Here is a 22,445-nt window from a genome sequence, read left to right on the forward strand (position 1 = left end):
CCGGAGGTGCGAGCTTAATCACCAGCGTTCGATTCACATTACCTTAGTGAATGTGAATCTGCAGTTGGCACAGGTCGGCATTGTGTTCACTTGCGTAGAAGGTGGCATCAAGCAAACAGACATCAATAATTGGACCGGTCACTTCAAATTTATGCTCTGCGATCCATTCGAGAAGATGTCGGGCATAGCTTAAATCGTATGGCATTCCATACTTATACATGCAAGCGTAGGATCCGCTCGGGAGTGTTATAGTTTCTGAGACCTTAGCCGTTTGATCGGGAATTTCAATGAAAACGCCGGCTTGGCTGAACGGCGTATCACCGGTCATCATTTCGTGCTTAATCAGTGTGCCAAAACGTCCCGAGGGCGTAATGCCGTGTTCATGCAACAAGCGCCAGGCACGCATCATCGTCAAATGCAATGTTGGTCTGTCGACTTCACTGTCGAAGGGCACAAAGACAACTTTGCGTTCAGGCAATTGCTCAATCACCGGGCGATAGAGTTCTTCCTTGCTCTGATCAACATCTTGATAAACCGACAATCGGTTTTTGATGGAACGACGTATGCTGAGTAACTCGTCAATTTTTTCATTGATCTTTTTTTCGTGGAACGTAAGAAGGGTCAGCGCGCTAGTTACATCGCGTCCTTTAATGTTTCGCTTGATCTCATCCAGCGGCACACCAATTGACTTTAGAAAGCAGATTTCTCTTAGAAAGGGGATTTGTCGCACGCTGTAGTATCGGTAGCCGTTGGTGTCCTTGCTGTCTGGCTGAAACAAGCCTATTTTATCGTAATAGATGAGCGTTTGTCTCGAAATGTTATGAATTTCCGCCATCTGGCTGATCGACAATTTGCTGCTCACGATTTTTGCCCCTTTCGTTCACCTAAGTGTATCGTGAAAAACGGCTCTCAGGCAAGTGAACGATGAGGTAGTCAGTGCAATTTTCGTGGAATAGGCCGCTTGTGATTCAGCTCAATCTCAGTGAACAGGCTAGCCTCCGGCTGTTTTTCCGATTGTGCGGACGGCAGCTGAACCTTGAGCGCCCGAGCGATGACATTCAGGTCGTCTCGAAGTTCAGCAATATCTGCTTTTGTTGCCGGTCTCTGACCGGAAACGAGCAAGTAGCCGATTTGTCCACTTTGTTCAACGGTTGCCATCTCGACATCTTCAATCCGTTCAATGCCCATCTGCCGAAGTTGCATCTCAATATGATCCACCGTCATCTTCATTTTTTTCAGACGAATCGGACGCAGTCTTCCATTTTTTATAATGATTTTAGCGTGTCCGGAAAAGAGGGATTCTGCCCAGTCCCATTTCAATTGAATAAGATCTATCAAAAAAAGAGTGAATACAAATATAGCGCCGATGACAAAGGAAAGGGTAACACTTTTCCCACTGATGGGTTGGACGAGTAATGTCCCAATAGAAATCATAATGACCGTTTGTGGAATAGTCATTTGTGAAATCGATTTTCGCCCTGAAATCCGAATCAACAAAATGCCAAACAGAATAATGACAACGGCTTTCCACAGCCAGCTTGGATGGAAGTCAATAAAACGCATCATAAAATTCACGAGTCTCAAACCCTTCATCCATTTTTTAAAGATAGTTTGGCAATTCGCGCCATTTTCTATGTATGGCTGATCAGTTGTGAGCTATTGATTGAAACGTTTATAATCAGATGTAAAGAAACTTTACAGAAAAATTCAAACCGATCCGGAGGAAGAGGAATGGAGATCAAGACGGTAGCGATTATTGGGCTCGGCGCGTTAGGAATTATGTATGGAAAACAAATGGCAGATCATTTAGGCAAGGATGCGGTACGGATTGTTGCCGATCATGACCGAATCGCGCGATACAAAAGAGAAGGTATTTACTGCAATGGGGAGCTATGTGATTTTCACTATGTGGATGCAAACGAACAAGGCGATCCTGCTGATCTATTGATTTTCGCAGTGAAATACACCGGGCTTAAAGGTGCGATTGAAAGTGCCGGAAACCAAATCGGTAAGCAGACGGTCCTGCTTTCCGTGTTGAACGGTATCTCTAGTGAACAGATGATCGGTGAGGCATTTGGCTTTGATCAACTGCTTTATTGTATTGTCGCCGGTATGGATGCTTCGAAAATCGGCAATGAATTGACCTACAAGAATATAGGATTCGTCAGTTTTGGAGAAGCCGACGACACGCGCAGTGAAAAGGTGGACGACCTGGCCCGTCTGTTTGAAAAAACGGGAATTCCTTATGAAATTCCTGACCGCGTCCTCCATAAAATGTGGAGCAAATTGATGGTCAATACAGGTGTAAATCAGTCGACTGCTGTCTTCGAGACCAATTACGGCGGGATACAGGTGCCGGGCAAGCCGCGTGAAACAGTCATCGCCGCGATGAAGGAAGTGGTCAAAGTCGCCAATGCTGAAGGGGTGCCGCTTCAAGAAAGTGAGATCGCTGGTTGGTTGAAAATCAATGATGCTCTGAATCCTGAAGGAATGCCTTCGATGCGGCAGGATACCTTGCAGCATCGCCCGACCGAGGTCGATCTGTTTGCGGGTACCATTCGCAAACTGGGACAGAAGCACGGGATTCCGACACCGGTTAATGATTTTCTCTATGATCGAATTCGCACCATCGAAGAGAGCTATGCGAAATAAATAGTTAAAAGCTGAATGACCATTTTGGCATTCAGCTTTTTTCAAGTCTTTACGTTTGGTAAGTATTCAATGATTTGTTAGAATGGAGACGACTTCAATGATCGAACATTTGCGACGATGTGTCAGCCAATTGAATGAGAAAGAAAGCAAGAGTTTGTTGATGATTCTTTTTAAAGAAATTGCTACTGCAGATCAGTCAAAAAAAGCGCAAGATACGCTCCTCAATGAACTCCGCCGCATCTATGATGAGTTTATCGACCTGGAACCGGAGGAGCCGCTTTATGACAAGGATTTGAACCAGGTGCATATTGTTTGCGGTGAATCAGCGGCAGGGAGTTTAAAAGTTGGTCTAAGCAGCCTGAACGTAAAACATGGTAAAATTATCGCTCTATCCTCTGATCTTTCAATCGGACCGTTGGGACAGTTGGATAAAAGAAATGGAATGCGTCGAAGAATAGACTGGATCAGCCAGAATTTCGTAGAGGATAATGAAGAAGAAGAACACCCAATTAGTGTTGCTGTTGCGGCGATTCGTGCCATTCATGAAAACGTGCCGATTATAATCTGGGCCTCTGACAATGCCTGGGAACAAACAGCGCTTTTTTTTATTGTTCATCTCTTAAAAGGACGATCCAATGAATTGCGTGTCATCAATCCTTCCGCATACTTTAAAAGAAAATTCGAAGAAGAAGGTGGCGGTGCCATTTACTCACACATTGGGGAGATGGCACCCGATATACTCAAAATGCTGTTTAAAAAGTATGGGCATCAAGTGCCGCTCAGCGATTCGGATCGCTCCAGGCTTGATGAAGAGTGGATGAGACTCTCGCAGACTGAAGATTTGCTCCGAATTTGGGAAGATAATCATGTTCAAGCAGTTTCCAATCGCTATTTTGACCGTGAGATTATCAAGGCAGCAACTGATCTAAGCCGTCAAGCTGATTGTAAATCAGGTATGCTTTGTGTCCGCTTAATAGGAACAGTCATTGGGGAAGTGAGGGAGCATCAATGGGTCAGTGATGTATTTATTGAAGCCCGCATTCGCGCATTGATCCAATCAGGAAGATTCGTGATTAAGACCGTACCGGAACGGATCAGATTCGCACAGATAAAATTAACTAAGGAGTGACCTGCATTGATTGATCTTTTTACACCATGGACGTTTAAAGGCTTGGAACTAAAGAATCGTGTTGTCATGCCGCCGATGTGTCAGTATTCCGTTGAAAAAAAGGATGGGATTGCAACGGATTGGCACTACGTGCACTATGTCAGTCGGGCGATTGGCGGCGCAGGGCTCATCATTATCGAAATGACCGATATCGAGCCGGATGGACGGATCACTGATAACGATCTTGGGCTCTGGTCCGACGAACAAATTCCGGCACTTGCACGGATTGTCGACGCTTGCCACAAGTACGGTGCGAAGGTCGCGATTCAAATCGCGCACGCTGGGCGCAAAGCGCAGGATGCTCCGGTACCGGTTGCCCCGTCTGCCATTGCATTCAATGATGAGTATAAAACGCCACGTGCACTTACAACGGATGAGGTCAAGGCGATGCCCGGCCGATACGCACAAGCTGTGAAGCGGGCGGTTAAGGCCGGATTTGATGCAATCGAATTGCATGGCGCGCATGGCTACCTGATTCATCAGTTCCAATCTGCTTTTACCAACAAAAGGACGGATGAATATGGCGAGGATCTGTCGAGGTTTGGCTCAGAGGTTGTTCAAGCGGTTAAGAAGGAAATGCCTACAGAGATGCCGCTGATCATGCGCATATCTGCGATTGAATATGTGAACGGCGGATACGGACTGGAGCACAGCATTCCGATCGCCAAGGCATATAAGGAAGCGGGTGTCGACCTGTTTCATGTCAGTGCCGGCGGCGAAGGTCCAATCGCTGCAGCAGGAAAACCGGGGACACACGCCGCCTATCAAGTACCGTTTGCTCGGGAAATTCGGAAAGCTGTCGGCACGCCGGTCATCGCGGTCGGACGGCTGGATGATCCGCAGCTGGCGAATGCAGTAATTGGCAATGAAGAAGCCGATCTCGTTGCTGTTGGCCGAGGCATGCTGAGAAATCCATACTGGACTTTGGAAGCCGCTGCCAAGCTTCATAAAGAAACAGCCGTTCCGGAGCAGTACCTTGCCGGATTCGCACACTAAATAAAATGAAGTGCCTTCTCCTAATTCAGGGAGGAGGCTTTTTTTGTCTAGAAAAAAATTATAAATTATCGACTTGTGGATAAGCGATTGTGAAAGTTGAAGCATGGCAAAGCGAAGCAAGCGATCCCCATCAGAGCCGAATCAATGCACGAAAAAACCCATTCAATGCACGAAAATCAGAGCTCAATGCACGAACCAACGATCCCCATCAGAGCCGAGTCAATGCACGAAAAAAACCATTCAATGCACGAAAATCAGAGCTCAATGCACGAAAGAACGGTTCCCATGCACGAACGCGGGCTCAGAGCCGAGTCAATGCACGAAAAAACCCATTCAATGCACGAAACTCAGAGCTCAATGCACGAACCAACGATCCCCATGCACGAACGCGGGCTCAGAGCCGAGTCAATGCACGAAAAAACCCATTCAATGCACGAAAACCAGAGCTCAATGCACGAAAGAACGATCCCCATGCACAAACCGCGGCTCAGAGCCGAGTCAATGCACGAAAAACCCATTCAATGCACGAAAATTAGCGCTCAATGCACGAAAGAACGGTCCCTATGCACAAACGTGGCTCAGAGCCGAATCAATGCACGAAAAAGGGGTTCAATGCACGAAACTCAGAGCTCAATGCACGAAAGAACGATCCCCATGCACAAACGCGGGCTCAGAGCCGAATCAATGCACGAAAAAACCCATTCAATGCACGAAAACCAGAGCTCAATGCACGAAAGAACGGTTCCCATGCACGAACGCGGGCTCAGAGCCGAATCAATGCACGAAAAAACCCATTCAATGCACGAAACTCAGAGCTCAATGCACGAAAGAACGGTTCCCATGCACGAACGCGGGCTCAGAGCCGGGTCAATGCACGAAAAAACCTATTCAATGCACGAAAATCAGAGCTCAATGCACGAAAGAACGGTCCCCATGCACAAACGCGGGCTCAGAGCCAAGTCAATGCACGAAAAAAGGGGTTCAATGCACGAAACTCAGAGCTCAATGCACGAACCAACGATCCCCATGCACAAACGCGGGCTCAGAGCCGTGCCAATACGAAAAGTCATAGGCAATTTGACTCGATCACATTTTTTTCTTGTTCATAGATCGAAATAATTTTCCTTAACTAATGAAAAAAATTGCATCATTCATATTAAGTTCATAATCGGGGGGTACCATCGACTGTGGACAATTCGGCTGTTTGGTTGATGTGCGAGAAATTGTGTAAAAATAATTGAGACGAATTGCAATGAAAATTCATCTGAATTAAGTAAAGGAGTTAGATGCATGACCCAAAAAAATACGACCGTTGATATTAACGGAAAACCGTATAATCGGACCTTTTTAATTATTATTTTGCTGATCGGTGCGTTCTGTACGATTTTGAACCAGACGTTGCTTGCGACAGCGCTCCCTGATATCATGAAAGATTTCGATATCACGGCAGCGACTGGACAGTGGCTGACCTCAGGATTTTTGCTGATGAACGGTGTAATGATCCCGGTTACCGCGCTGCTTATTAATAAAATCAATTCCAGGGTTCTGTATATCAGTGCCTTGACCATTTTCCTGCTTGGAACGGTTGCGGCGGCTGTCGCACCGAATTTTTCACTACTCTTAACCGGCCGAATTATTCAGGCTGCGGGTGCAGGAATTATGATGCCGCTGATGCAGACCATTTCTCTATTAATTGTGCCTAGAGAAAAACGCGGTATTGTCATGGGGCTTGGCGGACTTGTTGTCGCCTTTGCACCGGCGATCGGCCCGACGCTTTCCGGATGGATTGTTGACAGCTACAACTGGCGCGTACTTTTCTACATGATGATTCCGATTGTGGCATTAGTCATTGTACTTGCCTTCGCGGCTATGAAAAAAGTTGTACCGCTTACGAATCCGCGGATTGATTACTTGTCCATTGTCTTATCGACAATTGGTTTCGGTGGTATGCTCTATGGCTTCAGCAGTGTCGGTAACTATGGCTGGTCGGATGGCCGAGTGATATGGCCGCTTATTGTCGGCTGCATCTTTATCGTTCTATTCATTTGGCGGCAGCTGGTTATGAAGGAACCGATGCTGGAGCTGAAAGTATTCAAATCGCCGATTTTCACGCTGTCGGTTGTCATCAGCAGCATTGTTATGATGGCAATGATCGGTGCGGAACTGGTACTCCCACTTTATATTCAGAACCTCAGGGGCGAGAGCGCTCTGCATTCAGGGCTGATCCTGCTTCCTGGCGCTATCATCATGGGCTTGATGAGTCCGGTTACCGGCTTGATTTTCGACCGGATTGGTTCACGCAAATTGGCGATCACCGGAATTTTTCTGCTCACAGCCGGAACCTTGCCGTTCATGTTCTTGACGCAGCATACGAGCTATGCTTCCATTATTGTTCTGTATGCCGTACGTTTTTTAGGAATTTCCATGGTCATGATGCCGGTAACAACGGCTGGGATGAACGCGTTGCCTGACTCGCTGATGAGCCATGGCACCGCGGTCAATAATACAATTCGTACGGTGGCCGGCTCTATTGGAACGGCTGTGCTGATCAGTATTCTAACCAATGTGACCAAGCACAACGCGCCAAGCAGCAGTTTGAAGCACACCGATCCGGCACAATTCATGCATAAATCGATTGATGCCGCACTAAATGGCATGAACACCGCATTCATGGTTGCCATTATCTTCTGCCTGCTGACGCTTGTTCTGACCTTTTTCATTAAAGGCAAGGAGAAGAATCCGGCGGCTCAAGGCGCAGATTAATTGAATAGATCTGATTTTATGAAATGGGAAGTGATGATGTGATTTTATATACGTTAATTATAAGTGTTATACTCTTCGTCATATTCATCTTCACGAGCGGTTCAAAGCTGTTCTCAAAGCATAGATGGCTTCAGTATCTTTTAGTTGCTCTGTCTTTGATCGTGTTTCTCGGCAGTGAGACTTTGTTGGTTATGAACGAGCATAGCCATTTCGGAATGAAGACGAAGGTATTTACAAAAAAAGTTTCGATCTACTCTGCAACCGGTGCGGCAGCGAATCCGCAGGTTCCGTTTATGCTGCTTCATCAAGATGCGGGTAAAGATCGGATTTACATCTATAATACGGAGAAGCAGGGCAAGCCGAAAATGAAGCATACGCAAATCACCGACAAAAATGCGGTGAAGAATACGGATCAGTCGGCTTATCTTGCGATTGAGAAGAAACGGCGCGTGTTTAAAAACGATTTTTATAAGAAATTGTTTGCGTTCAGCGGAAATAAAAATGTTCTCGTTTCAACGCAAAATGTTTTCTATGTTCCTGAAAATCATCAGGTGATGAGTGTCAAAGAACTGAAGAAAATGCAAAAAGAAATGCAAAAGAAGCAAGCGAAAAAATAAAAGCCGACTCCAATCTTGAATGGGACGGCACCAACAGGAAACGCTCACCGTTAAAGGTGGGTGTTTTTTGTTTCATGGGATTCGCTTGGTATTCGTTGCTGCAATGAGTGAACAGGTGCCGAATGAGCCATACTACAAAAATAAGAATGAAGAATAGGTGCGGATTTTTTGAAGGAGAATGATGTAATGACTGAATCTATGCGCAGTATCGATTGCGACGGAAAACCGTACAATCGATTTTTTTTGATCGTTATTCTGCTTGTCGGTACTTTTTGTGTTGTTGCCAACCATACGGCCATCACAACGGCCCTTCCGGGTATTATGCGCGATTTTCATATTGATGCGGACACCGGGCAGTGGCTCACCTCCGGATTCTTGTTGATGAATGGAATTATGATTCCGATTACGGGGTTGCTGATGCATCGCGTCAGTTCAAAAAAGCTATATATGGCCGCGATGCTGATCTTTCTGGCTGGAACCTTTCTGGCTATATCCGCACCTAATTTCCCGACGCTTTTAATTGGGCGTCTGGTTCAGGCGGTTGCAACAGGCATCATGATCCCCTTAATGCAGACAATCCTTCTGCTCATTTTTCCAAAGAGTAAGAGAGGAGTGGCGATGGGGCTGGACGGTCTTGTGCTTGCTTTTGCACGTGTGATCGGACCAACGGGTGCCGGACTGATCATCGACCATTTCAACTGGCGTGTTCTTTTTTGTGCGTTTATTCCTATTGCACTGTTGGCGGCACTCCTTGCGCCGGCAGCCATGCGAAAAATTGTTCCTCTTGAACAGAAGAGCATTGACTTTGTCTCAATCATGCTGTCAACTTTAGGCTTTGGGGGTTTGCTTTATGGATTCAGCAGTGTTGGTCATCACGGCTGGTCTTCGCCGATTGTAATCGCAGCGCTCGCATTTGGAGCAATCGGTCTTATTGGTTTTATCTATCGAGAACTGACCATAGACAATCCCATGCTGAATCTACGTGTTTTTCGATCACCACTGTTCAGCCTTTCTGTTGTTGTCGGTGGAATCTTGATGGTCGTCATGTTCGGTGCAGAGCTTGTGCTGCCGCTTTATATTCAAAATGTGCGGGGAGAAAGTGCCTTTTTTTCCGGCCTTGTGATGCTGCCCGGCGCTCTTGTCATGGGCCTCATGTCTCCGGTGTCCGGCGTTATTTTCGATAAAATCGGCATTCGTCAGCTTGCTATTACAGGTATGGGGCTGTTAACGCTGGGGACGATTCCCTTCGTTTTTCTGACGATGAGCACACAATTAGGTGCGATCATCATTCTCTATGCGGTACGTTTTCTTGGCATTTCCATGGTCATGATGCCCATGACTACTGCAGGCATGAATACATTACCTAATGTGCTTATGAGCGATGGGGCAGCAGTTACCAATACCATTCGTACCATTATCGGTTCAATCGGTACCGCCATTCTGATCAGTGTGATGTCCGATGTAACTAAAAGCGAATTGCCGGAAAAGAGCATCTATGGATCTGATCCGGCTTTATTCCATTTACTCAAAACGGATGCAGCATTGAATGGTGTGAATGCCGCGTTTCTTGTCGCAATCGGATTTTGCGTTCTGACGTGGGCGCTGACTTTTTTTATAAAGGACACCCGACAAATCACTCACCCCATTCGGTAAAAGTATGAAATTTTTCTATGATTAAGGTCGGCGAAGAGATGCCAATTTTTCTAGAAAGCCGGCGATTAAATTAAGGTCATCCGCTGTGTACTCGTTCATTAATGCCATACCTTGCCGATCCATTTCCATGTGCATCGCCTGATGACAATCAGCCACCAGCTCGCCATCCTGAGATGTCGAGAAATAAATCTCTTTCTTATTATCGGGACGCTTCTCTTTTCGAATGAACCCGGTCGGAAAAAAACATGCGGATGCTCACAGCGGATTTGCCACGTGGCTTCTGGACAGATTATGTAAGAGGAAAGGGCTTTGACTTGGAGTGACTCTTTGAAAAAATGGGATCTTGACAGTCGAAGGGAGACGACTATAATTGAAAATACCGCCCGCTTTATCACTTTAAAGCGGGATTGTAAACCATAGAGAGAAAGGATAAGAAAAAATGGCTGCAACAGAAGGAAAGAAGGAATCACTCCGGCGCGGATTATTGCCGCGCCACATTATGCTTATGGCTATGGCCGGAATGATCGGCACAGGTATTTTTAAAGGAAGCGGCGATACCCTGAATATCGCCGGCCCGAGTGTTACGATCGCTTATTTGGTATGCGGTCTGATTTTGTTTATTGTTATGGTGGCACTTGCGGAGATGGCGATCGCTTATCCGGGGCTGAACATGCAGCATTTGATGCATAAAGCATTCGGTTTCCGCACGTCGATCATGATCGGCTGGCTGTACTGGATCAACTGGATGATTGTGACCGTTGTTGAAGTGCTTGCAGCGGGCAGCTTTCTTCAGTACTGGTTCCCAAGTGTCCCGCTTTGGATACTCGCGGGCTTGTGCGGCTTGTTCATTGTCGGAATTAATTTGTTTCAAGTCAGTTTATATGGGGAATTCGAATTCTGGTTCGCCGGAATCAAAATCGGTGCGATTATCGTGTTTATTATTCTCGGCTTGTTGATTCTGTTTGGCATCATTCCGAGTCCGGCCAATCCGATGAAGAACCTGTTCGGTTACGGCGGCTTTTTCCCGCACGGGTTCGGCGGAATGATTTCTGCACTTCTCGTTGTTATTTTTTCATATGGCGGCTCCGAATTGATTGGTTTGACGGTAACGGAAGCCAAAGACGTGGAACATGTTCTGCCGAAGGTCATAAAGAGCGTTGTATCTCGGGTGATCATGTTCTATATTTTGCCGATCATCATTATTTGCGGCATGATGCCGTGGAGCAGTGTCTCTGCCACGGAAAGCAGTCCGTTCGTTCAAGTGTTTGAAGCAGTCGGTCTGCCCGGCGTACCGCATTTGATGAACTTTGTGTTGCTGACAGCCGTGCTTTCGGCAGCAAATTCAGGAATTTATGCGACAACGCGGACGCTGTATGCCATGGCTGAACGCGGCGAAGCGCCAGGCTTTGTGCGCAAGCTGTCAAAAAGTGGTGTGCCGCTTGGCGGGATTGCGTTGACGACAAGTTTCCTGGCTATTGGTGTTGTGCTGGCGTACTTATCGCCAAGTCAGATTATCAATCAATTGATGAGCATTCCCGGATTCACCATTTGTCTTGTCTGGATCGCCATCTGCGCGGCTGAATTGAAGCTGCGCCCTAGCTATAAACAGCTTCCGTTTTTCAAAATGGCCGGATTCCCGTATATGACCATTGTCGGCTTGGTTTCACTGTCATTAATCTTTGTGACATTCGTCCTCAATGCAGCCAATCGGGTAGGAACGCTGACCTGTCTGGCCATTATGGTGATCTTGATTGTCGTTTCATTTCTAGTGAAAAATGAAGCAAAATCGCACGAAAGTGAAAATTTGTCTTAAATGTGGACTGAATAAAGAGGCTGTCCTTTGCGGATGGCCTCTTTTACGTTAATGACTGAATAAAATCGCAAATCTATAGGAAAAGTGATAAACAAGTGAAAGTTCAACCGAAGAGAGAAAAAGTTGAGCCGAACACTCGAAAAGTTAGGCCGAATGCATAAAAAGTTAAACCAAAGAGTGAGAAAGTTAGACCGAAAAGAAGCAGTTCAACCGAACACTCGGAAAGTTGACCCCACGCCATCAAAAGTTCAACCGAAGAGAGGCAACTTAGCAGGAATTAACAGAGAAATTATTGCTTTCCGCTTTCGCATTTCTGATTTCACGATAAAATGAAGAGAAAAGAAAGTTAGGGGAGACGATGGGCTATGGAAATTTTTAAAGGAACGATGAATCAATTGGACGCACTCGTCGATCTGGAGCTCGAATTGTGGCCGCATGACACGCGCGATCAATTGCTTGAGAAAACGCAGGAGCAGCTTCATTCCGCTGATCATGTGTTTTACATGATCAAACAAGAACGATCATTTATTGCGTTTATCCATATGTCGATCCGAAAGGGTTATGTTGAGAGAGCAGTTGCGAGTCTAACCGGATATATAGAAGGAATTTATGTGAAGTCAGACTTCAGACGAAAGGGTGTTGCACAAAATTTGGTGGAAGCAGCAGAGCTGTGGGCGAAGGCCAAGGGCTGCAAGCAAATCGGTTCGGACACGGAGCTGTCGAATCAGCCCGGCTATTCGTTTCATATTGAAGCCGGCTTTCACGAAGCGAATCGAACGATTTCTTTTATTAAAGATTTGTAAACGGTGCGGATCATCTTAGAACGGGAACATTTTTATAAAGATCCTCGCATGGTGCAGTAAGGACTGAGTGGGCTGATTTTTATGGAGAAATGATAGTTGATGAACAGGCTGTAAATACTATGACGTATAATTATACGTCAACCAATAGTTAATGTTGATTGAAATGGTATATCTGGGTTGGGGTGTCGTAGATCTTATTTGAATTGATGCTGTTTATAAATCAAGACTGTTGGTGAAATGTTCAATCAAAAAGATGGAGAATAAACAATGAACAAATCTGTCATCATAAACGCCTTGTATGATCGCTATATTACGCCAACTACTGACAAGAGAGAAAGATCTATTGGCATTGAAATTGAAATGCCAATTATTCATATGGATGCGCAGCCCGTCAATTTTTCAGTGGTACACCAACTGACCTCAGCCTTTGCCGATCGTTTTCACATGGAAGCATTGGGAAGAGATGATGAAGGACATGTTTATTTGCTTGAGAATCTCGAATTTGGTGATTCACTATCGTATGATTGCTCTTACAACACATTGGAGATTTCACTTGGAAAGGGAAGAGACCTTTTCGCTTTAAATGAGCGGTTCAGCACGTACTATCGCTTTATCAACCGCTTTCTTCGACCTTTTCGTCATTCGCTGACAGGAATGGGTGTAAATCCTTATCGTAATAGTAACCACAGCACCCCAATTCCTAATGAACGTTATCGGATGCTGTATCATTTTTTAGGACTCTATAAGCACTATACGCATCCCGATTTCTTTCATACCTATCCTAATTTTGGAATGTTTTCCAATGCATCGCAAGTGCAAATTGATATTTACGAATCAGAATTGTTAGATACCATTCAAACGTTCGAAAAGCTGGAACCGATTAAGGCACTGCTCTTTTCGAATTCGGTCATGCCTGAGGAAGAAGGCAATGCGATTTGCGTTCGTGATATGTTGTGGGAAAACAGTATGCATGGGCTGAATCCGAAGAACGTTGGTTTTTATAAGCAGAATTTGACTTCCGTAGAGGATTTGCTTGATTATATGCAGCAGGAGAGCATTTATTGTGTGATGCGGAATGAAATCTATATTAATTTTACGCCGACTCCTGTCTCTGACTATTTCAGCGGCGGTGATCGGGTTGGTGAATTTTGGAACGGTTCAGACTATCAAAAAATCGCTTTTACACCGGAAATTGAAGATTTGCAGTATCTAAGAACATTCAAGCTGGAAGATTTAACGTATCGCGGTACCATTGAGTTTCGCAGCTGCTGCTGCCAGCCTATCAAGGATAACATGACCGTAGCAGCGTTTCATGTTGGTCTTGTTGAAATGCTTCCGCAACTAAAAGAACTGCTTGCGCAAGATCATGTCTTATACGGTCATGGGCAGGATGCTGAGGCGCTGCGTAAGGCCTTCTGCAAGGGGATGATGTTGGAATTCATTGACAGAGATCAATTGCAACATTTGATCCTGTCCATTCTTGATCTTGCTCAAATCGGTCTTGAAAGACGTGGCAAAAAAGAATCGATTTTTTTAGAACCGCTTTATGACCGAGCTGATCGGATGACCAATCCCGCAACCGAGTATTTGCGTGCATTATCAGACGGAGTACCGATGGATGTGCTTGTTCAGCAGTACGCAGAAATTGACTAAAGTCGAATCATTTTTGATGTGTTCATATCGCAAATCATTCGTTTCACCTGTCCTTGGAGATGCTGGTCAAAATGCTCGCCATCTGCTGGAATTAATAAAAAACCGGGCGTTTTTTGCCCGGTTTTTCTTACAAGTAAAAAAAGTATAAAATTTTGCCCCGTATTTAAACGGATAAACAAGTGTCTTGGCCGAGAATCAAAGCAGAGGTGCGAGACGCCTGCGGGTGCGGTCCTGTTGATCGCGTACCAGCGAGCAACCGAAGCGATGATTCAGCACCGTAAAAACACAAACCAATCACATATGGATGGAGAATAAAAACCGGGCGTTTTTTTGCTCGGTTTTTCTTATTAATGAAATTCCTCACCCGCATTAATCTTATGAGAACGTACTCGGATTCGGATTCGCTGCAGCGGGACCGGCAAAATAACTCTGGTGCTGCTGGGTGCTCGGCTGCACGGGATGGGCATTCGGTACATTGGCGCTTGCACAGTCTGTTGGGGGACCGAGAATGGTTGACTTGCGAATCGGCGCAACGGTTTGCGCGTAGGCAGTTGGGTCAATACAATAAGCTCGGTTCATCACCTCTGCCGGTGTAAATCGCAGAAAATCAGAACCTAAAACAACATCAGGAGTGGGCACGTCAAAAATAGTGAGCAGATGGACATCATCAGTCAAAGCGATAATCCAGTGAAACCAGCCCCTCGGAAGCATCGAAACCTCGCCGGGACCGATTTGATAACTCATCAACTTTTGCGTGAAGGGGTTGAACACCGACGTAATCACGGAACCGCTGATCATGTAGACCATTTCTGAAGCATTGGGATGCCAGTGAGGCTGAATAATGATGCCACGGGTCATATGGGCATTAAAAAAACCGTTTTTTATTTCCGGAAATTGCGGACCGAACAATTGGCTGATGTAATTTTTTGTATCACGCCGTTCTGTGATCGTTTTTGTCGAGTCTGCGGATAAGCGGAAAGCGGGATCAGATGGATTTACTTGCATGCGCGTCATCCTCCATTTTTAATGGGCTAAACGCTATACCGTATGACAAGGCATGATGGAGGGTTCCTCTATTCCAAATTAATTCTGTTCGTTCGGCTCAACGTGAACATGTACATCAAAAACATCGTACTTGTCCATCAGCACTTTCTCGACTTGCGATGAGATTTGGTGTGCTTCCCTAAGCCCCATGTCCGGATGGACAACGATGACTAAATCGATGACCGTATTGTTACCATAGGTCCTGCCACGGATATCGCGAACACCTTCAACGCCCGAGACAGAATGAACAATCTGATCAAACGAGCTTAAGAGTTCATCGTCAAAGCCGTCGGACAGGTTGTAGGATGACTCTCTGAAAATATCCCACGCCGTTTTGCAGATCAGGACGCCGATCAAAAGAGCGACAACCGAATCAAGCCATGGAAGATGGAGCTGCGTGCCAATGATACCGGCGCTCGCACCGACACTGACCCATGCGTCAGACAAATTATCTTTAGCTGCCGCCAGCACGGACGCGCTCTTTGTCCGCATGGATAATCGTTTATTGTACGCGTAAACGAAAAACATGACCGCGGCACAAAATAAGCCGACCCATGCAGCGAGAAGATCCGGCCTTTCCTCATGCCCTGTAAAAATTGATTTTGCACCGTCGAAGAATACCTGAACGCCAACAGCCATCATGACAAAAGAGGCAAACAACGAAGCAATGGTTTCGCTGCGCCAATGACCGTATGGATGGTCGCTGTCTGCCGGACGCTGGGAAAGACGCAGGCCGACCAGCACGGCAGCTGATGCAACAATATCGGTCACATTATTAAATCCGTCGGCGCTGAGTGCCCGTGATCCCATGGTGAGACCGACAAATAATTTCAGTGCTGATAGAACGAGATAGGTAATAATGCTGATGATTGCGCCGCGCTCACTTAATTTTAAGTTCAAGTATTTATCTTGAATCATTACAAACACCCTAACTTTCTTTTTTGCTAAGCCGTTTACATAAAATCTTTTGCTATAATGGAAAAAATATGATTTAAGCTCATATCCTAATACCCCAAAAGAGAACGTGCAAATCCAAGCCAGGAGGTTATTTTATGATTGGCAATTCATTTGATGCCAGTTTTCAAGGCATGCAGATTTTGTTTTACATTGGATTTTTCGCTGTTATTGCAATCATCGTAGTAAGTGCTGTAAAAGGGATGGCGACGTGGTCTTCGAATGAGCAAAAACCACGACTCCGCGTACATGCCTCGGTGGTGGCGAAACGAACACAGACTTCAGGCGGAAATCAAACAATGGTTTCCACAAACTATTATGCCACATTTGAAGTCGAAAGCGGAGATCGGATGGAGTTTCGCCTAAACGGCTCTGAATACGGTGAACTAGCCGAAGGAGATCGTGGCATGCTTGATTTTCAAGGAACCAGATTTCAAGGCTTTACGCGTGAATCAGAGAACGCAGACGTGCAGTATCACGATTGATGCAAAAGTTTGGAAAATTTGTGCCAGTCAATTAATTTACCTTGACTTTATCAGCAATTTATCAGAAACTTATAGAGCACTACATTTTCGGCATCTTCCATAGGGCAGATGCGAAAAAAAGAACAGGAGCTGAGTAGAGATGAGTAAGAGCACGAGCGTAGTAACAGAGGCAGGAACATTTGGTGAATTCGGCGGAAGCTATGTACCGGAGGAATTGCAGAAGGTTTTGGCGAAGATTGCCGAAGCGTTCGACAGGTACAAGGATGATCCTGAATTCAACGAGGAATTGCATTATTATTTGAAAGAATATGTGGGGCGTGAAAATCCGCTGACGTTTGCGAGGAATCTGACGGAACAAGCGGGCGGCGCGAAAATCTATCTGAAAAGAGAAGATTTGAATCACACTGGCGCGCACAAAATTAATAACACAATCGGCCAGATTTTACTGGCGAAACGGATGGGCGCAAAACGGATTATTGCCGAGACCGGTGCCGGACAGCATGGTGTCGCAACGGCGACTGTAGCCGCTCTGTTTGGATTGCCATGTACGATTTATATGGGTAAATATGATACCGAACGCCAAGCATTGAACGTCTTCAGGATGGAACTGCTTGGCGCCGAAGTCGTTCCTGTAGAAAAAGGGCAAGGACGCCTGAAGGATGCCGTTGATGTTGCATTAGGCGACTTAGTTCAAAACCATGAGACGACCTACTATCTGCTTGGTTCGGCGGTCGGGCCGCACCCTTATCCGACGATGGTGCACCATTTCCAATCGGTAATCAGTGAGGAATCGAAACGTCAGATTTTGGAAAAAGAAGGCAAGCTGCCGACTGCAGTTGTTGCCTGCGTTGGTGGCGGCAGCAACGCGATCGGCGCGTTTGCCCATTACATTGACGAACCGAGTGTCCGTCTTGTCGGTGTGGAGCCCATTGAAGCAGCAAGCATTGCTGAAGGAGTGCCGGCGGTTATCCACGGATTTAAGTGTTACGCCCTGGTGGACGAAAATAATAATCCAAAGCCAACCTATTCCATTGCTGCTGGCCTGGATTATCCAGGCGTCGGACCGGAGCACAGCTATTTGAAGGCATCCGGCCGCGGTGAATATGTGACTGTGACCGGTCAAGAAGCGCTTGATGCGTTCTTGAATCTTTCTAAGGTTGAGGGAATTATTCCGGCGCTGGAAAGCGCGCATGCCGTAGCTTATGCAATGAAACTTGCAAAGACGCTGCCGAAGGATGAAAGCATCATCGTCAACCTCTCCGGCCGCGGCGATAAAGATGTGAAGCAAGTATATGAGATGCTGCACAAAAAATAAAAATGACTATGTGATCTGAAAAATAGATAGATGAAACAAAAAAGGCGGCTTGGCATTCAAATCGAATGCTTGGGCCGCTTTTTTTCTATGCATGCGTTAGCGAATGGTGTGGACGATCAGGTAGCGCCCAATCTGAGAAATAAAGGGAGAAATTCCGTTTAATTAGAAAATGAATGAAAAAATTGCATAAATAGACGGAGAAATTCCGCTTATCGAACCGAAGAACGTGAAAATGGAGGCTTTTTCTTTGCATAACCGGAAAAATTACCCTTATTTACCCGCGAAGCAAGTGCCATGATGCATATAAGCGGAAAATTTCCGCTTATTTTACTCGTTACTTAATTAAGGACACATTGCCTTTTGAAATCGAGATGTCTGTTCAAGCACAAGGTGGATGATTCAATACTGCATTTGTAGCAAAGAAACTTTCGCTAAGAACGCGAAAACATCACGTCCTGCACGCAACACGAAAGCTACCGTATCCTGCGGAAGTAAAGACCTGACGCGTTCTACTGAGTTTTTATAAATGTGTTAGTAAATGGCTTTAGCGATTGCCTCAAGTTCATCAACAACAGCATGAATTGGTTTTTGCGTATTGATTTCCAAAGTGGCCCCGGCACGAAGAAGCGGTTCAACTGCGGTACAGTCACTTATGATCCGTTCTCGATCTTCTGACGTTTTTCCAAAGGGATTATTATTACGCGTTTTGACACGCTCAAGGATGGTTTCGAGAGGTGCAGACAAGAGTACAATGACATCGAATTGAGGGTAAAATTTGCTCTGATTGCGGACGCAGCCGGAGATAAACACTATGCCTTCATCATGCTTTGAAAGAAGCTCGTTTATGCGCTCTTCATGCCACAGCTGTTCAAAACCCTGCCCACCGGCAAGCGGCACCTCCATACTGAATCCATCATAGTCGGTGTCGACAACGGTGTATCCTCTGCGCGCCAGTTCAATCAACGTGGTGGATTTTCCGGTGCCGGACATACCCGTTATGAAGATGACGTTTTTTTTCGGATGCTCGTTCATATAGAAATCTCCTTTAAATAAAGTCCGTTATTGTACCTTAACAGAGAATACATAATCAGAACTGCCGCGCGTCCATTGTGATTGGAGGAGGATAACATAGGTTCCTGGTTTTTTCGGAAGTGTGATTTGACTTTTGTGGACAGCCAGTTCCGGTCCAGTTTTACGGTCACGCCAGATGTACGCCATAAGCTTTGGATTGGAATGATCGGCAAAATTAATTTTCGCTTTTGTGCCTGGTTTGATCACTTTGGTGTGCAACATGTTAAATATAATGTCTGAATGACCGGATACTCGATTAAGATAGAATAATCCATAGTACCAATTATAATTTTTTTCTACCGTTTCTATCCGAGCATGATTCACCGTGACAATGGCAGTTGGCGGTTCATGTTTAGATAAAAGTGTGCCCCCAGCAAACAAAAGCAGTACGCACAAAATTACCCATCTAACTATTTTCATTAGATTCCTCCAGTGCTTTTTTTTCCATTCTAAACCATATTGTCGTTCAAGTGATGATACAATAGAAAAAAATGAGAGGATGCGTCCTATGTTCCTTCATAAAATTGATAATGAGATCTCATTGAAACTCATTGATCTGGGTGACGCAGAGCGAATCTTTGAGATGACCGATAAGTCGCGCGATCATTTGCGCGAATGGCTGCCTTGGCTGGATATGACAAGAACCGTTAACGATACGCGTGCGTTCATTCAAGGCGCGCAAAGAGGTTATGGTGAGAATCGCAGCTTGACAACGGTCATTCTGTTCAATGGAGCGACTGCCGGAGTGATCGGGTTCAATGAATTGAATATGATGAACAAGACTGCGCAAATTGGCTATTGGCTTGGTGCCGGTTACCAAGGAAAGGGGCTCATGACACGCGCGGCTGCCGCAATGACTGATTACGCGTTCAATGAACTCGGAATGCACAAGGTGGAAATTCGCGCTGCTTCAGGCAATAAAAAGAGTCGTGCCGTGCCTGAACGGCTCGAATTTAAGCAAGAAGGCTGCATCCGCCAAGCCGAATGGCTTTACGATCATTACGTGGATCATGTCGTGTACGGAATACTTGATTCCGAGTGGAAAGCAAAGAAAAACAAGAAAGCTAACAAATGAAAATCTATACCTATCGCACAATTCTTGTCACTTCATATAGGACCCTCGCAATACATAACGAATAAAATGGAATCAACGACTTTGATGATGATTGGATGTCCGCACTCTCAAGTATCTTGCAGCCGGTTACTAACTTTTAGGAGGCCGCCATGTCCTCATATCTTTTACTACTTTTCATACTTGCCTTCTTCCTTCATAATGCTGAGGAAGCCATTTGGCTTGTGAGAAAATCTGCGCAGCCGTCGAAAATAAAAAGGCAACCAAAGCCTACGCAAGATCAATTTTTGTTCGCTGTTCTTTTTGTCACAGCTCTTGCGGTTTTGATCACGGCTTTCTATCTTTTCTATCCCGATCAATGGTTTTTGAAATATGCTTATTTTGGTTATGTCGGTGCAATGATCCTCAACGTTTTCCTTGTTCATCTGCCATCAACGATTCTTGAAAGAAGATATTCGCCGGGATTGATGACAGGACTCTTGGTGCTTGTGCCGGTGAATGGGCTTCTGATCACAAGAGTTTTTCAAATAAAACTCTTGTCACTTGCCGATTTAATTGGCGCAACAGGGATCATGGCTGCACTTTTGCTATTGGCTATTCCGTTGCTGTTTCGACTTGCGGGAACACTGATTCATTATTAAAAGGGGGAAATCGCAATGCTTGATCGATTCGACAAAGAACTTCTAGAAATCAAAGAACAAGTGAAGTACAAACGGAAATGGGAAGATCAGCTTGGGCGTCTGCAGGATGAGGCAGAGCAGCAGGAAATAAAAGTGCATATGCTTAAATCCATGCTTCATAAGGAACAAAGAGATGTAGAGCGTATGGAGTCGTTCAGCGTGCCCGCTATTCTTTATTCAATTATTGGACGAAAACTGGAAAAAATTGATAAGGAGAAGCAGGAAGCAGTGGCGGCAGAGCTGAAGTATCAGGAGGCTTGTCGCACTTCGGAGGATATGAAAAAAGAAATGGCTGAGCTAGAAAGCCAGTTAGCATCCGTGCGAAATGCGGATGAGCGCTATTCAGAGTGGATGCAGAGAAAAGAGCAACTGATTCATGACGCCCAATCACCGCTAGGTGAGGAGCTGTACAAATTAATGGACCATGAGGCGGAGCTTCGCGCCAGCATCAAAGAATATGGTGAGGCGATCTTTGCTGGAAATCAGGCACGCAACGCGCTTGAACGCGCACTTAAATCGTTAGGATCTGCGGAAGGTTGGTCGAACTGGGACATGTTCGGTGGGGGCTTCATTTCGACAGCGATAAAACATGAAAAGATGGATGACGCGCATGGCGATATTCATGAAGCGCAGCAAGCACTGAGACAGTTCCAAAACGAATTGAGCGACATTACCGATACTGCGCTAACCGATCTCGAAAATGATCAACTCCTGAACTTCGCCGATTACTTTTTTGATAACATCGTGACCGATTGGATGGTGCACAGCAAGATTCAGAACTCAGAATCGCAGACTAGAAAGATTCTGCAGCAAACCAATAGCCTGCTCAGCACTTTAGACGCGCAAATTACCGATCTGAAGCAGCAGCGCGATATGATCGAACAGAAAAGAGTGACACTGATCGAATCTGGACAGTGACACTTTTGGCTGGTTGTCATTCTGGCAAAAGCTAAAAAAATCCCATTCGAATTGTTCTCGAATGGGGGTTCAACCTTATGCCTCGAACTGAGCCTTCAGCCAGTTCTGAATATCGTTGACTTCATCCATAATGACACCATGAGCAGTGGGGTACTCTTTATAGGTGACACTCAGCTTCTTACCTTCGAGAAAGCTCTGCGTCGCCTGACCGATTTTTGCCGGAAAGAGAGGATCAAACTGTCCGTGTCCGACAAAGAAAGCTGGCTGCGTGCCAAATTCTGTTGTTCGGGCAGCTTCAGCGACATAACCGGGCAGACGACCGCTCAAAATCACAGCACCACTCGATTTTTCAGGATAAAGCAGAGTGTAGGACAGGCCCAAAATGGCACCTTGGCTGAAGCCAAGATAATATCTCGGTTGTTTTTCGGAGAGCCCTTCTTTTTGAATCGCTTCATCAAAGAATGTATCAAGATCATGCAAGGTGCCGTTAATCACTTCCTCTTCAGTCTGTCGTGAAAAGTCGGGCACATAGTACGTAAATCCGGAGCCATATGGCCGGTCGCCTTGTACATCTATCTGTACAAAATTTTTCTCACCATCTCCGGGAATGGAGCTGAGATCGTGATAATTGGAGCCGACACCATGCATGGTAAAAAGAATCGGCGTCATTTCGGTCATTGTTTTAGGCTTACTGATTTTATATAAATAGGTCATGGTCCCACCTCTTTCAGTTGATAGCTATAGTTTATTTTCTTACAAAAAGTAAGTCAAAGGATTGTTCTTGAAGT

The 22,445-nt window shown here is 45.6% G+C and carries 24 protein-coding genes; 16 read left to right on the forward strand and 8 right to left on the reverse strand.

What is annotated here, in order from left to right:
• Window positions 1-43 precede the first annotated feature (43 nt).
• Window positions 44-862 carry a MerR family transcriptional regulator gene (locus AC6F33_RS02245; protein WP_500777622.1) on the reverse strand — a complete coding sequence of 273 codons (819 nt, stop codon included), beginning with the start codon at window positions 860-862 and terminating at the stop codon, window positions 44-46.
• Window positions 863-933: 71 nt separating this feature from the next.
• A complete protein-coding gene (locus tag AC6F33_RS02250) occupies window positions 934-1,566 on the reverse strand; it encodes a DUF421 domain-containing protein (protein WP_500778128.1) in 633 nt (210 codons plus the stop codon).
• A gap of 165 nt (window positions 1,567-1,731) precedes the next feature.
• Between AC6F33_RS02250 and AC6F33_RS02255 the strand changes: the two genes are divergently transcribed.
• From AC6F33_RS02255 to AC6F33_RS02290, 8 genes are all read left to right on the forward strand, one after another.
• Window positions 1,732-2,652: a ketopantoate reductase family protein gene (locus tag AC6F33_RS02255; protein WP_500777623.1), complete on the forward strand. Its 921-nt coding sequence runs from the start codon at window positions 1,732-1,734 to the stop codon at window positions 2,650-2,652.
• 97 nt (window positions 2,653-2,749) lie between these two features.
• Entirely contained in the window at window positions 2,750-3,781 is a 1,032-nt protein-coding gene (locus tag AC6F33_RS02260; RefSeq protein ID WP_500777624.1) for a DUF1835 domain-containing protein, read from the forward strand.
• Between the two features lie 6 nt (window positions 3,782-3,787).
• Window positions 3,788-4,816 (forward strand): NADH:flavin oxidoreductase/NADH oxidase, encoded by a 1,029-nt coding sequence (locus tag AC6F33_RS02265; protein ID WP_480947996.1) that lies wholly within the window; start codon window positions 3,788-3,790, stop codon window positions 4,814-4,816.
• 89 nt (window positions 4,817-4,905) lie between these two features.
• Window positions 4,906-5,352, forward strand: coding sequence for a hypothetical protein (locus AC6F33_RS02270; RefSeq protein WP_500777625.1), 447 nt, complete (start codon window positions 4,906-4,908; stop codon window positions 5,350-5,352).
• A gap of 27 nt (window positions 5,353-5,379) precedes the next feature.
• The gene (locus AC6F33_RS02275; RefSeq protein ID WP_500777626.1) at window positions 5,380-5,925 is read left to right on the forward strand and encodes a hypothetical protein; all 546 of its coding nucleotides are present in this window, start codon (window positions 5,380-5,382) and stop codon (window positions 5,923-5,925) included.
• A gap of 181 nt (window positions 5,926-6,106) precedes the next feature.
• Window positions 6,107-7,579, forward strand: coding sequence for an MDR family MFS transporter (locus AC6F33_RS02280; RefSeq protein WP_500777627.1), 1,473 nt, complete (start codon window positions 6,107-6,109; stop codon window positions 7,577-7,579).
• A 38-nt stretch (window positions 7,580-7,617) separates the two neighbouring features.
• The gene (locus AC6F33_RS02285) at window positions 7,618-8,196 is read left to right on the forward strand and encodes a DUF4811 domain-containing protein (protein WP_255748320.1); all 579 of its coding nucleotides are present in this window, start codon (window positions 7,618-7,620) and stop codon (window positions 8,194-8,196) included.
• Between the two features lie 186 nt (window positions 8,197-8,382).
• Window positions 8,383-9,849 carry an MDR family MFS transporter gene (locus AC6F33_RS02290; RefSeq protein WP_255748321.1) on the forward strand — a complete coding sequence of 489 codons (1,467 nt, stop codon included), beginning with the start codon at window positions 8,383-8,385 and terminating at the stop codon, window positions 9,847-9,849.
• A 21-nt stretch (window positions 9,850-9,870) separates the two neighbouring features.
• Here the strand turns inward: AC6F33_RS02290 and AC6F33_RS02295 are convergent, their stop codons facing one another.
• Window positions 9,871-10,005, reverse strand: coding sequence for a hypothetical protein (locus AC6F33_RS02295; RefSeq protein WP_255748322.1), 135 nt, complete (start codon window positions 10,003-10,005; stop codon window positions 9,871-9,873).
• A gap of 283 nt (window positions 10,006-10,288) precedes the next feature.
• Here AC6F33_RS02295 and AC6F33_RS02300 point away from each other — a divergent pair, with 283 nt between their 5' ends.
• The 3 genes from AC6F33_RS02300 (at window position 10,289) to AC6F33_RS02310 (ending at window position 14,118) form a co-directional block, all read left to right on the forward strand.
• Entirely contained in the window at window positions 10,289-11,662 is a 1,374-nt protein-coding gene (locus AC6F33_RS02300; protein ID WP_480947992.1) for an amino acid permease, read from the forward strand.
• Window positions 11,663-12,027: 365 nt separating this feature from the next.
• On the forward strand, window positions 12,028-12,465 hold the full coding sequence (gene aac(6'), locus AC6F33_RS02305; protein ID WP_480947990.1) for an aminoglycoside 6'-N-acetyltransferase: 438 nt from the start codon (window positions 12,028-12,030) through the stop codon (window positions 12,463-12,465).
• Window positions 12,466-12,732: 267 nt separating this feature from the next.
• Window positions 12,733-14,118 carry a hypothetical protein gene (locus tag AC6F33_RS02310; protein ID WP_500777628.1) on the forward strand — a complete coding sequence of 462 codons (1,386 nt, stop codon included), beginning with the start codon at window positions 12,733-12,735 and terminating at the stop codon, window positions 14,116-14,118.
• 375 nt (window positions 14,119-14,493) lie between these two features.
• Here the strand turns inward: AC6F33_RS02310 and AC6F33_RS02315 are convergent, their stop codons facing one another.
• The gene (locus AC6F33_RS02315) at window positions 14,494-15,123 is read right to left on the reverse strand and encodes a cupin domain-containing protein (RefSeq protein ID WP_255748326.1); all 630 of its coding nucleotides are present in this window, start codon (window positions 15,121-15,123) and stop codon (window positions 14,494-14,496) included.
• 78 nt (window positions 15,124-15,201) lie between these two features.
• On the reverse strand, window positions 15,202-16,080 hold the full coding sequence (locus AC6F33_RS02320) for a cation diffusion facilitator family transporter (protein ID WP_255748327.1): 879 nt from the start codon (window positions 16,078-16,080) through the stop codon (window positions 15,202-15,204).
• A 134-nt stretch (window positions 16,081-16,214) separates the two neighbouring features.
• Between AC6F33_RS02320 and AC6F33_RS02325 the strand changes: the two genes are divergently transcribed.
• Both AC6F33_RS02325 and trpB read left to right on the forward strand, forming a co-directional pair.
• Complete coding sequence (locus AC6F33_RS02325; RefSeq protein ID WP_500777629.1) at window positions 16,215-16,601, forward strand: DUF2500 domain-containing protein; 387 nt, start codon at window positions 16,215-16,217, stop codon at window positions 16,599-16,601.
• 139 nt (window positions 16,602-16,740) lie between these two features.
• Window positions 16,741-17,916: a tryptophan synthase subunit beta gene (gene trpB, locus AC6F33_RS02330; RefSeq protein WP_500777630.1), complete on the forward strand. Its 1,176-nt coding sequence runs from the start codon at window positions 16,741-16,743 to the stop codon at window positions 17,914-17,916.
• A gap of 531 nt (window positions 17,917-18,447) precedes the next feature.
• Here the strand turns inward: trpB and AC6F33_RS02335 are convergent.
• On the reverse strand, window positions 18,448-18,948 hold the full coding sequence (locus AC6F33_RS02335) for a shikimate kinase (RefSeq protein WP_255748329.1): 501 nt from the start codon (window positions 18,946-18,948) through the stop codon (window positions 18,448-18,450).
• A gap of 27 nt (window positions 18,949-18,975) precedes the next feature.
• On the reverse strand, window positions 18,976-19,407 hold the full coding sequence (locus AC6F33_RS02340) for a hypothetical protein (protein ID WP_255748330.1): 432 nt from the start codon (window positions 19,405-19,407) through the stop codon (window positions 18,976-18,978).
• An 88-nt stretch (window positions 19,408-19,495) separates the two neighbouring features.
• On the opposite strand from AC6F33_RS02340, the gene AC6F33_RS02345 reads away from it, so the two are divergent.
• From AC6F33_RS02345 to AC6F33_RS02355, 3 genes are all read left to right on the forward strand, one after another.
• Window positions 19,496-20,062: a GNAT family N-acetyltransferase gene (locus AC6F33_RS02345; protein ID WP_255748331.1), complete on the forward strand. Its 567-nt coding sequence runs from the start codon at window positions 19,496-19,498 to the stop codon at window positions 20,060-20,062.
• A gap of 149 nt (window positions 20,063-20,211) precedes the next feature.
• Window positions 20,212-20,700 (forward strand): HXXEE domain-containing protein, encoded by a 489-nt coding sequence (locus AC6F33_RS02350; protein ID WP_255748332.1) that lies wholly within the window; start codon window positions 20,212-20,214, stop codon window positions 20,698-20,700.
• 15 nt (window positions 20,701-20,715) lie between these two features.
• The gene (locus tag AC6F33_RS02355; RefSeq protein ID WP_500777631.1) at window positions 20,716-21,657 is read left to right on the forward strand and encodes a hypothetical protein; all 942 of its coding nucleotides are present in this window, start codon (window positions 20,716-20,718) and stop codon (window positions 21,655-21,657) included.
• A gap of 75 nt (window positions 21,658-21,732) precedes the next feature.
• Here the strand turns inward: AC6F33_RS02355 and AC6F33_RS02360 are convergent, their stop codons facing one another.
• On the reverse strand, window positions 21,733-22,371 hold the full coding sequence (locus AC6F33_RS02360; protein WP_500777632.1) for an alpha/beta hydrolase: 639 nt from the start codon (window positions 22,369-22,371) through the stop codon (window positions 21,733-21,735).
• Window positions 22,372-22,445: the final 74 nt, after the last annotated feature.

The sequence above is a fragment of the Sporolactobacillus sp. BBK16-2 genome (genome assembly GCF_059878335.1).

What these genes read in the sequence shown, in the direction of transcription:
- AC6F33_RS02250 (WP_500778128.1), bottom strand. Translation starts at nt 1,566, where the DNA reads ATGATGCGTTTTATTGACTTCCATCCAAGCTGGCTGTGGAAAGCCGTT.
- AC6F33_RS02255 (WP_500777623.1), top strand. Translation starts at nt 1,732, where the DNA reads ATGGAGATCAAGACGGTAGCGATTATTGGGCTCGGCGCGTTAGGAATT.
- AC6F33_RS02260 (WP_500777624.1), top strand. Translation starts at nt 2,750, where the DNA reads ATGATCGAACATTTGCGACGATGTGTCAGCCAATTGAATGAGAAAGAA.
- AC6F33_RS02275 (WP_500777626.1), top strand. Translation starts at nt 5,380, where the DNA reads ATGCACAAACGTGGCTCAGAGCCGAATCAATGCACGAAAAAGGGGTTC.
- AC6F33_RS02280 (WP_500777627.1), top strand. Translation starts at nt 6,107, where the DNA reads ATGACCCAAAAAAATACGACCGTTGATATTAACGGAAAACCGTATAAT.
- AC6F33_RS02290 (WP_255748321.1), top strand. Translation starts at nt 8,383, where the DNA reads ATGACTGAATCTATGCGCAGTATCGATTGCGACGGAAAACCGTACAAT.
- AC6F33_RS02300 (WP_480947992.1), top strand. Translation starts at nt 10,289, where the DNA reads ATGGCTGCAACAGAAGGAAAGAAGGAATCACTCCGGCGCGGATTATTG.
- AC6F33_RS02310 (WP_500777628.1), top strand. Translation starts at nt 12,733, where the DNA reads ATGAACAAATCTGTCATCATAAACGCCTTGTATGATCGCTATATTACG.
- AC6F33_RS02315 (WP_255748326.1), bottom strand. Translation starts at nt 15,123, where the DNA reads ATGCAAGTAAATCCATCTGATCCCGCTTTCCGCTTATCCGCAGACTCG.
- AC6F33_RS02320 (WP_255748327.1), bottom strand. Translation starts at nt 16,080, where the DNA reads ATGATTCAAGATAAATACTTGAACTTAAAATTAAGTGAGCGCGGCGCA.
- AC6F33_RS02325 (WP_500777629.1), top strand. Translation starts at nt 16,215, where the DNA reads ATGATTGGCAATTCATTTGATGCCAGTTTTCAAGGCATGCAGATTTTG.
- trpB (WP_500777630.1), top strand. Translation starts at nt 16,741, where the DNA reads ATGAGTAAGAGCACGAGCGTAGTAACAGAGGCAGGAACATTTGGTGAA.
- AC6F33_RS02335 (WP_255748329.1), bottom strand. Translation starts at nt 18,948, where the DNA reads ATGAACGAGCATCCGAAAAAAAACGTCATCTTCATAACGGGTATGTCC.
- AC6F33_RS02340 (WP_255748330.1), bottom strand. Translation starts at nt 19,407, where the DNA reads ATGAAAATAGTTAGATGGGTAATTTTGTGCGTACTGCTTTTGTTTGCT.
- AC6F33_RS02345 (WP_255748331.1), top strand. Translation starts at nt 19,496, where the DNA reads ATGTTCCTTCATAAAATTGATAATGAGATCTCATTGAAACTCATTGAT.
- AC6F33_RS02350 (WP_255748332.1), top strand. Translation starts at nt 20,212, where the DNA reads ATGTCCTCATATCTTTTACTACTTTTCATACTTGCCTTCTTCCTTCAT.
- AC6F33_RS02355 (WP_500777631.1), top strand. Translation starts at nt 20,716, where the DNA reads ATGCTTGATCGATTCGACAAAGAACTTCTAGAAATCAAAGAACAAGTG.
- AC6F33_RS02360 (WP_500777632.1), bottom strand. Translation starts at nt 22,371, where the DNA reads ATGACCTATTTATATAAAATCAGTAAGCCTAAAACAATGACCGAAATG.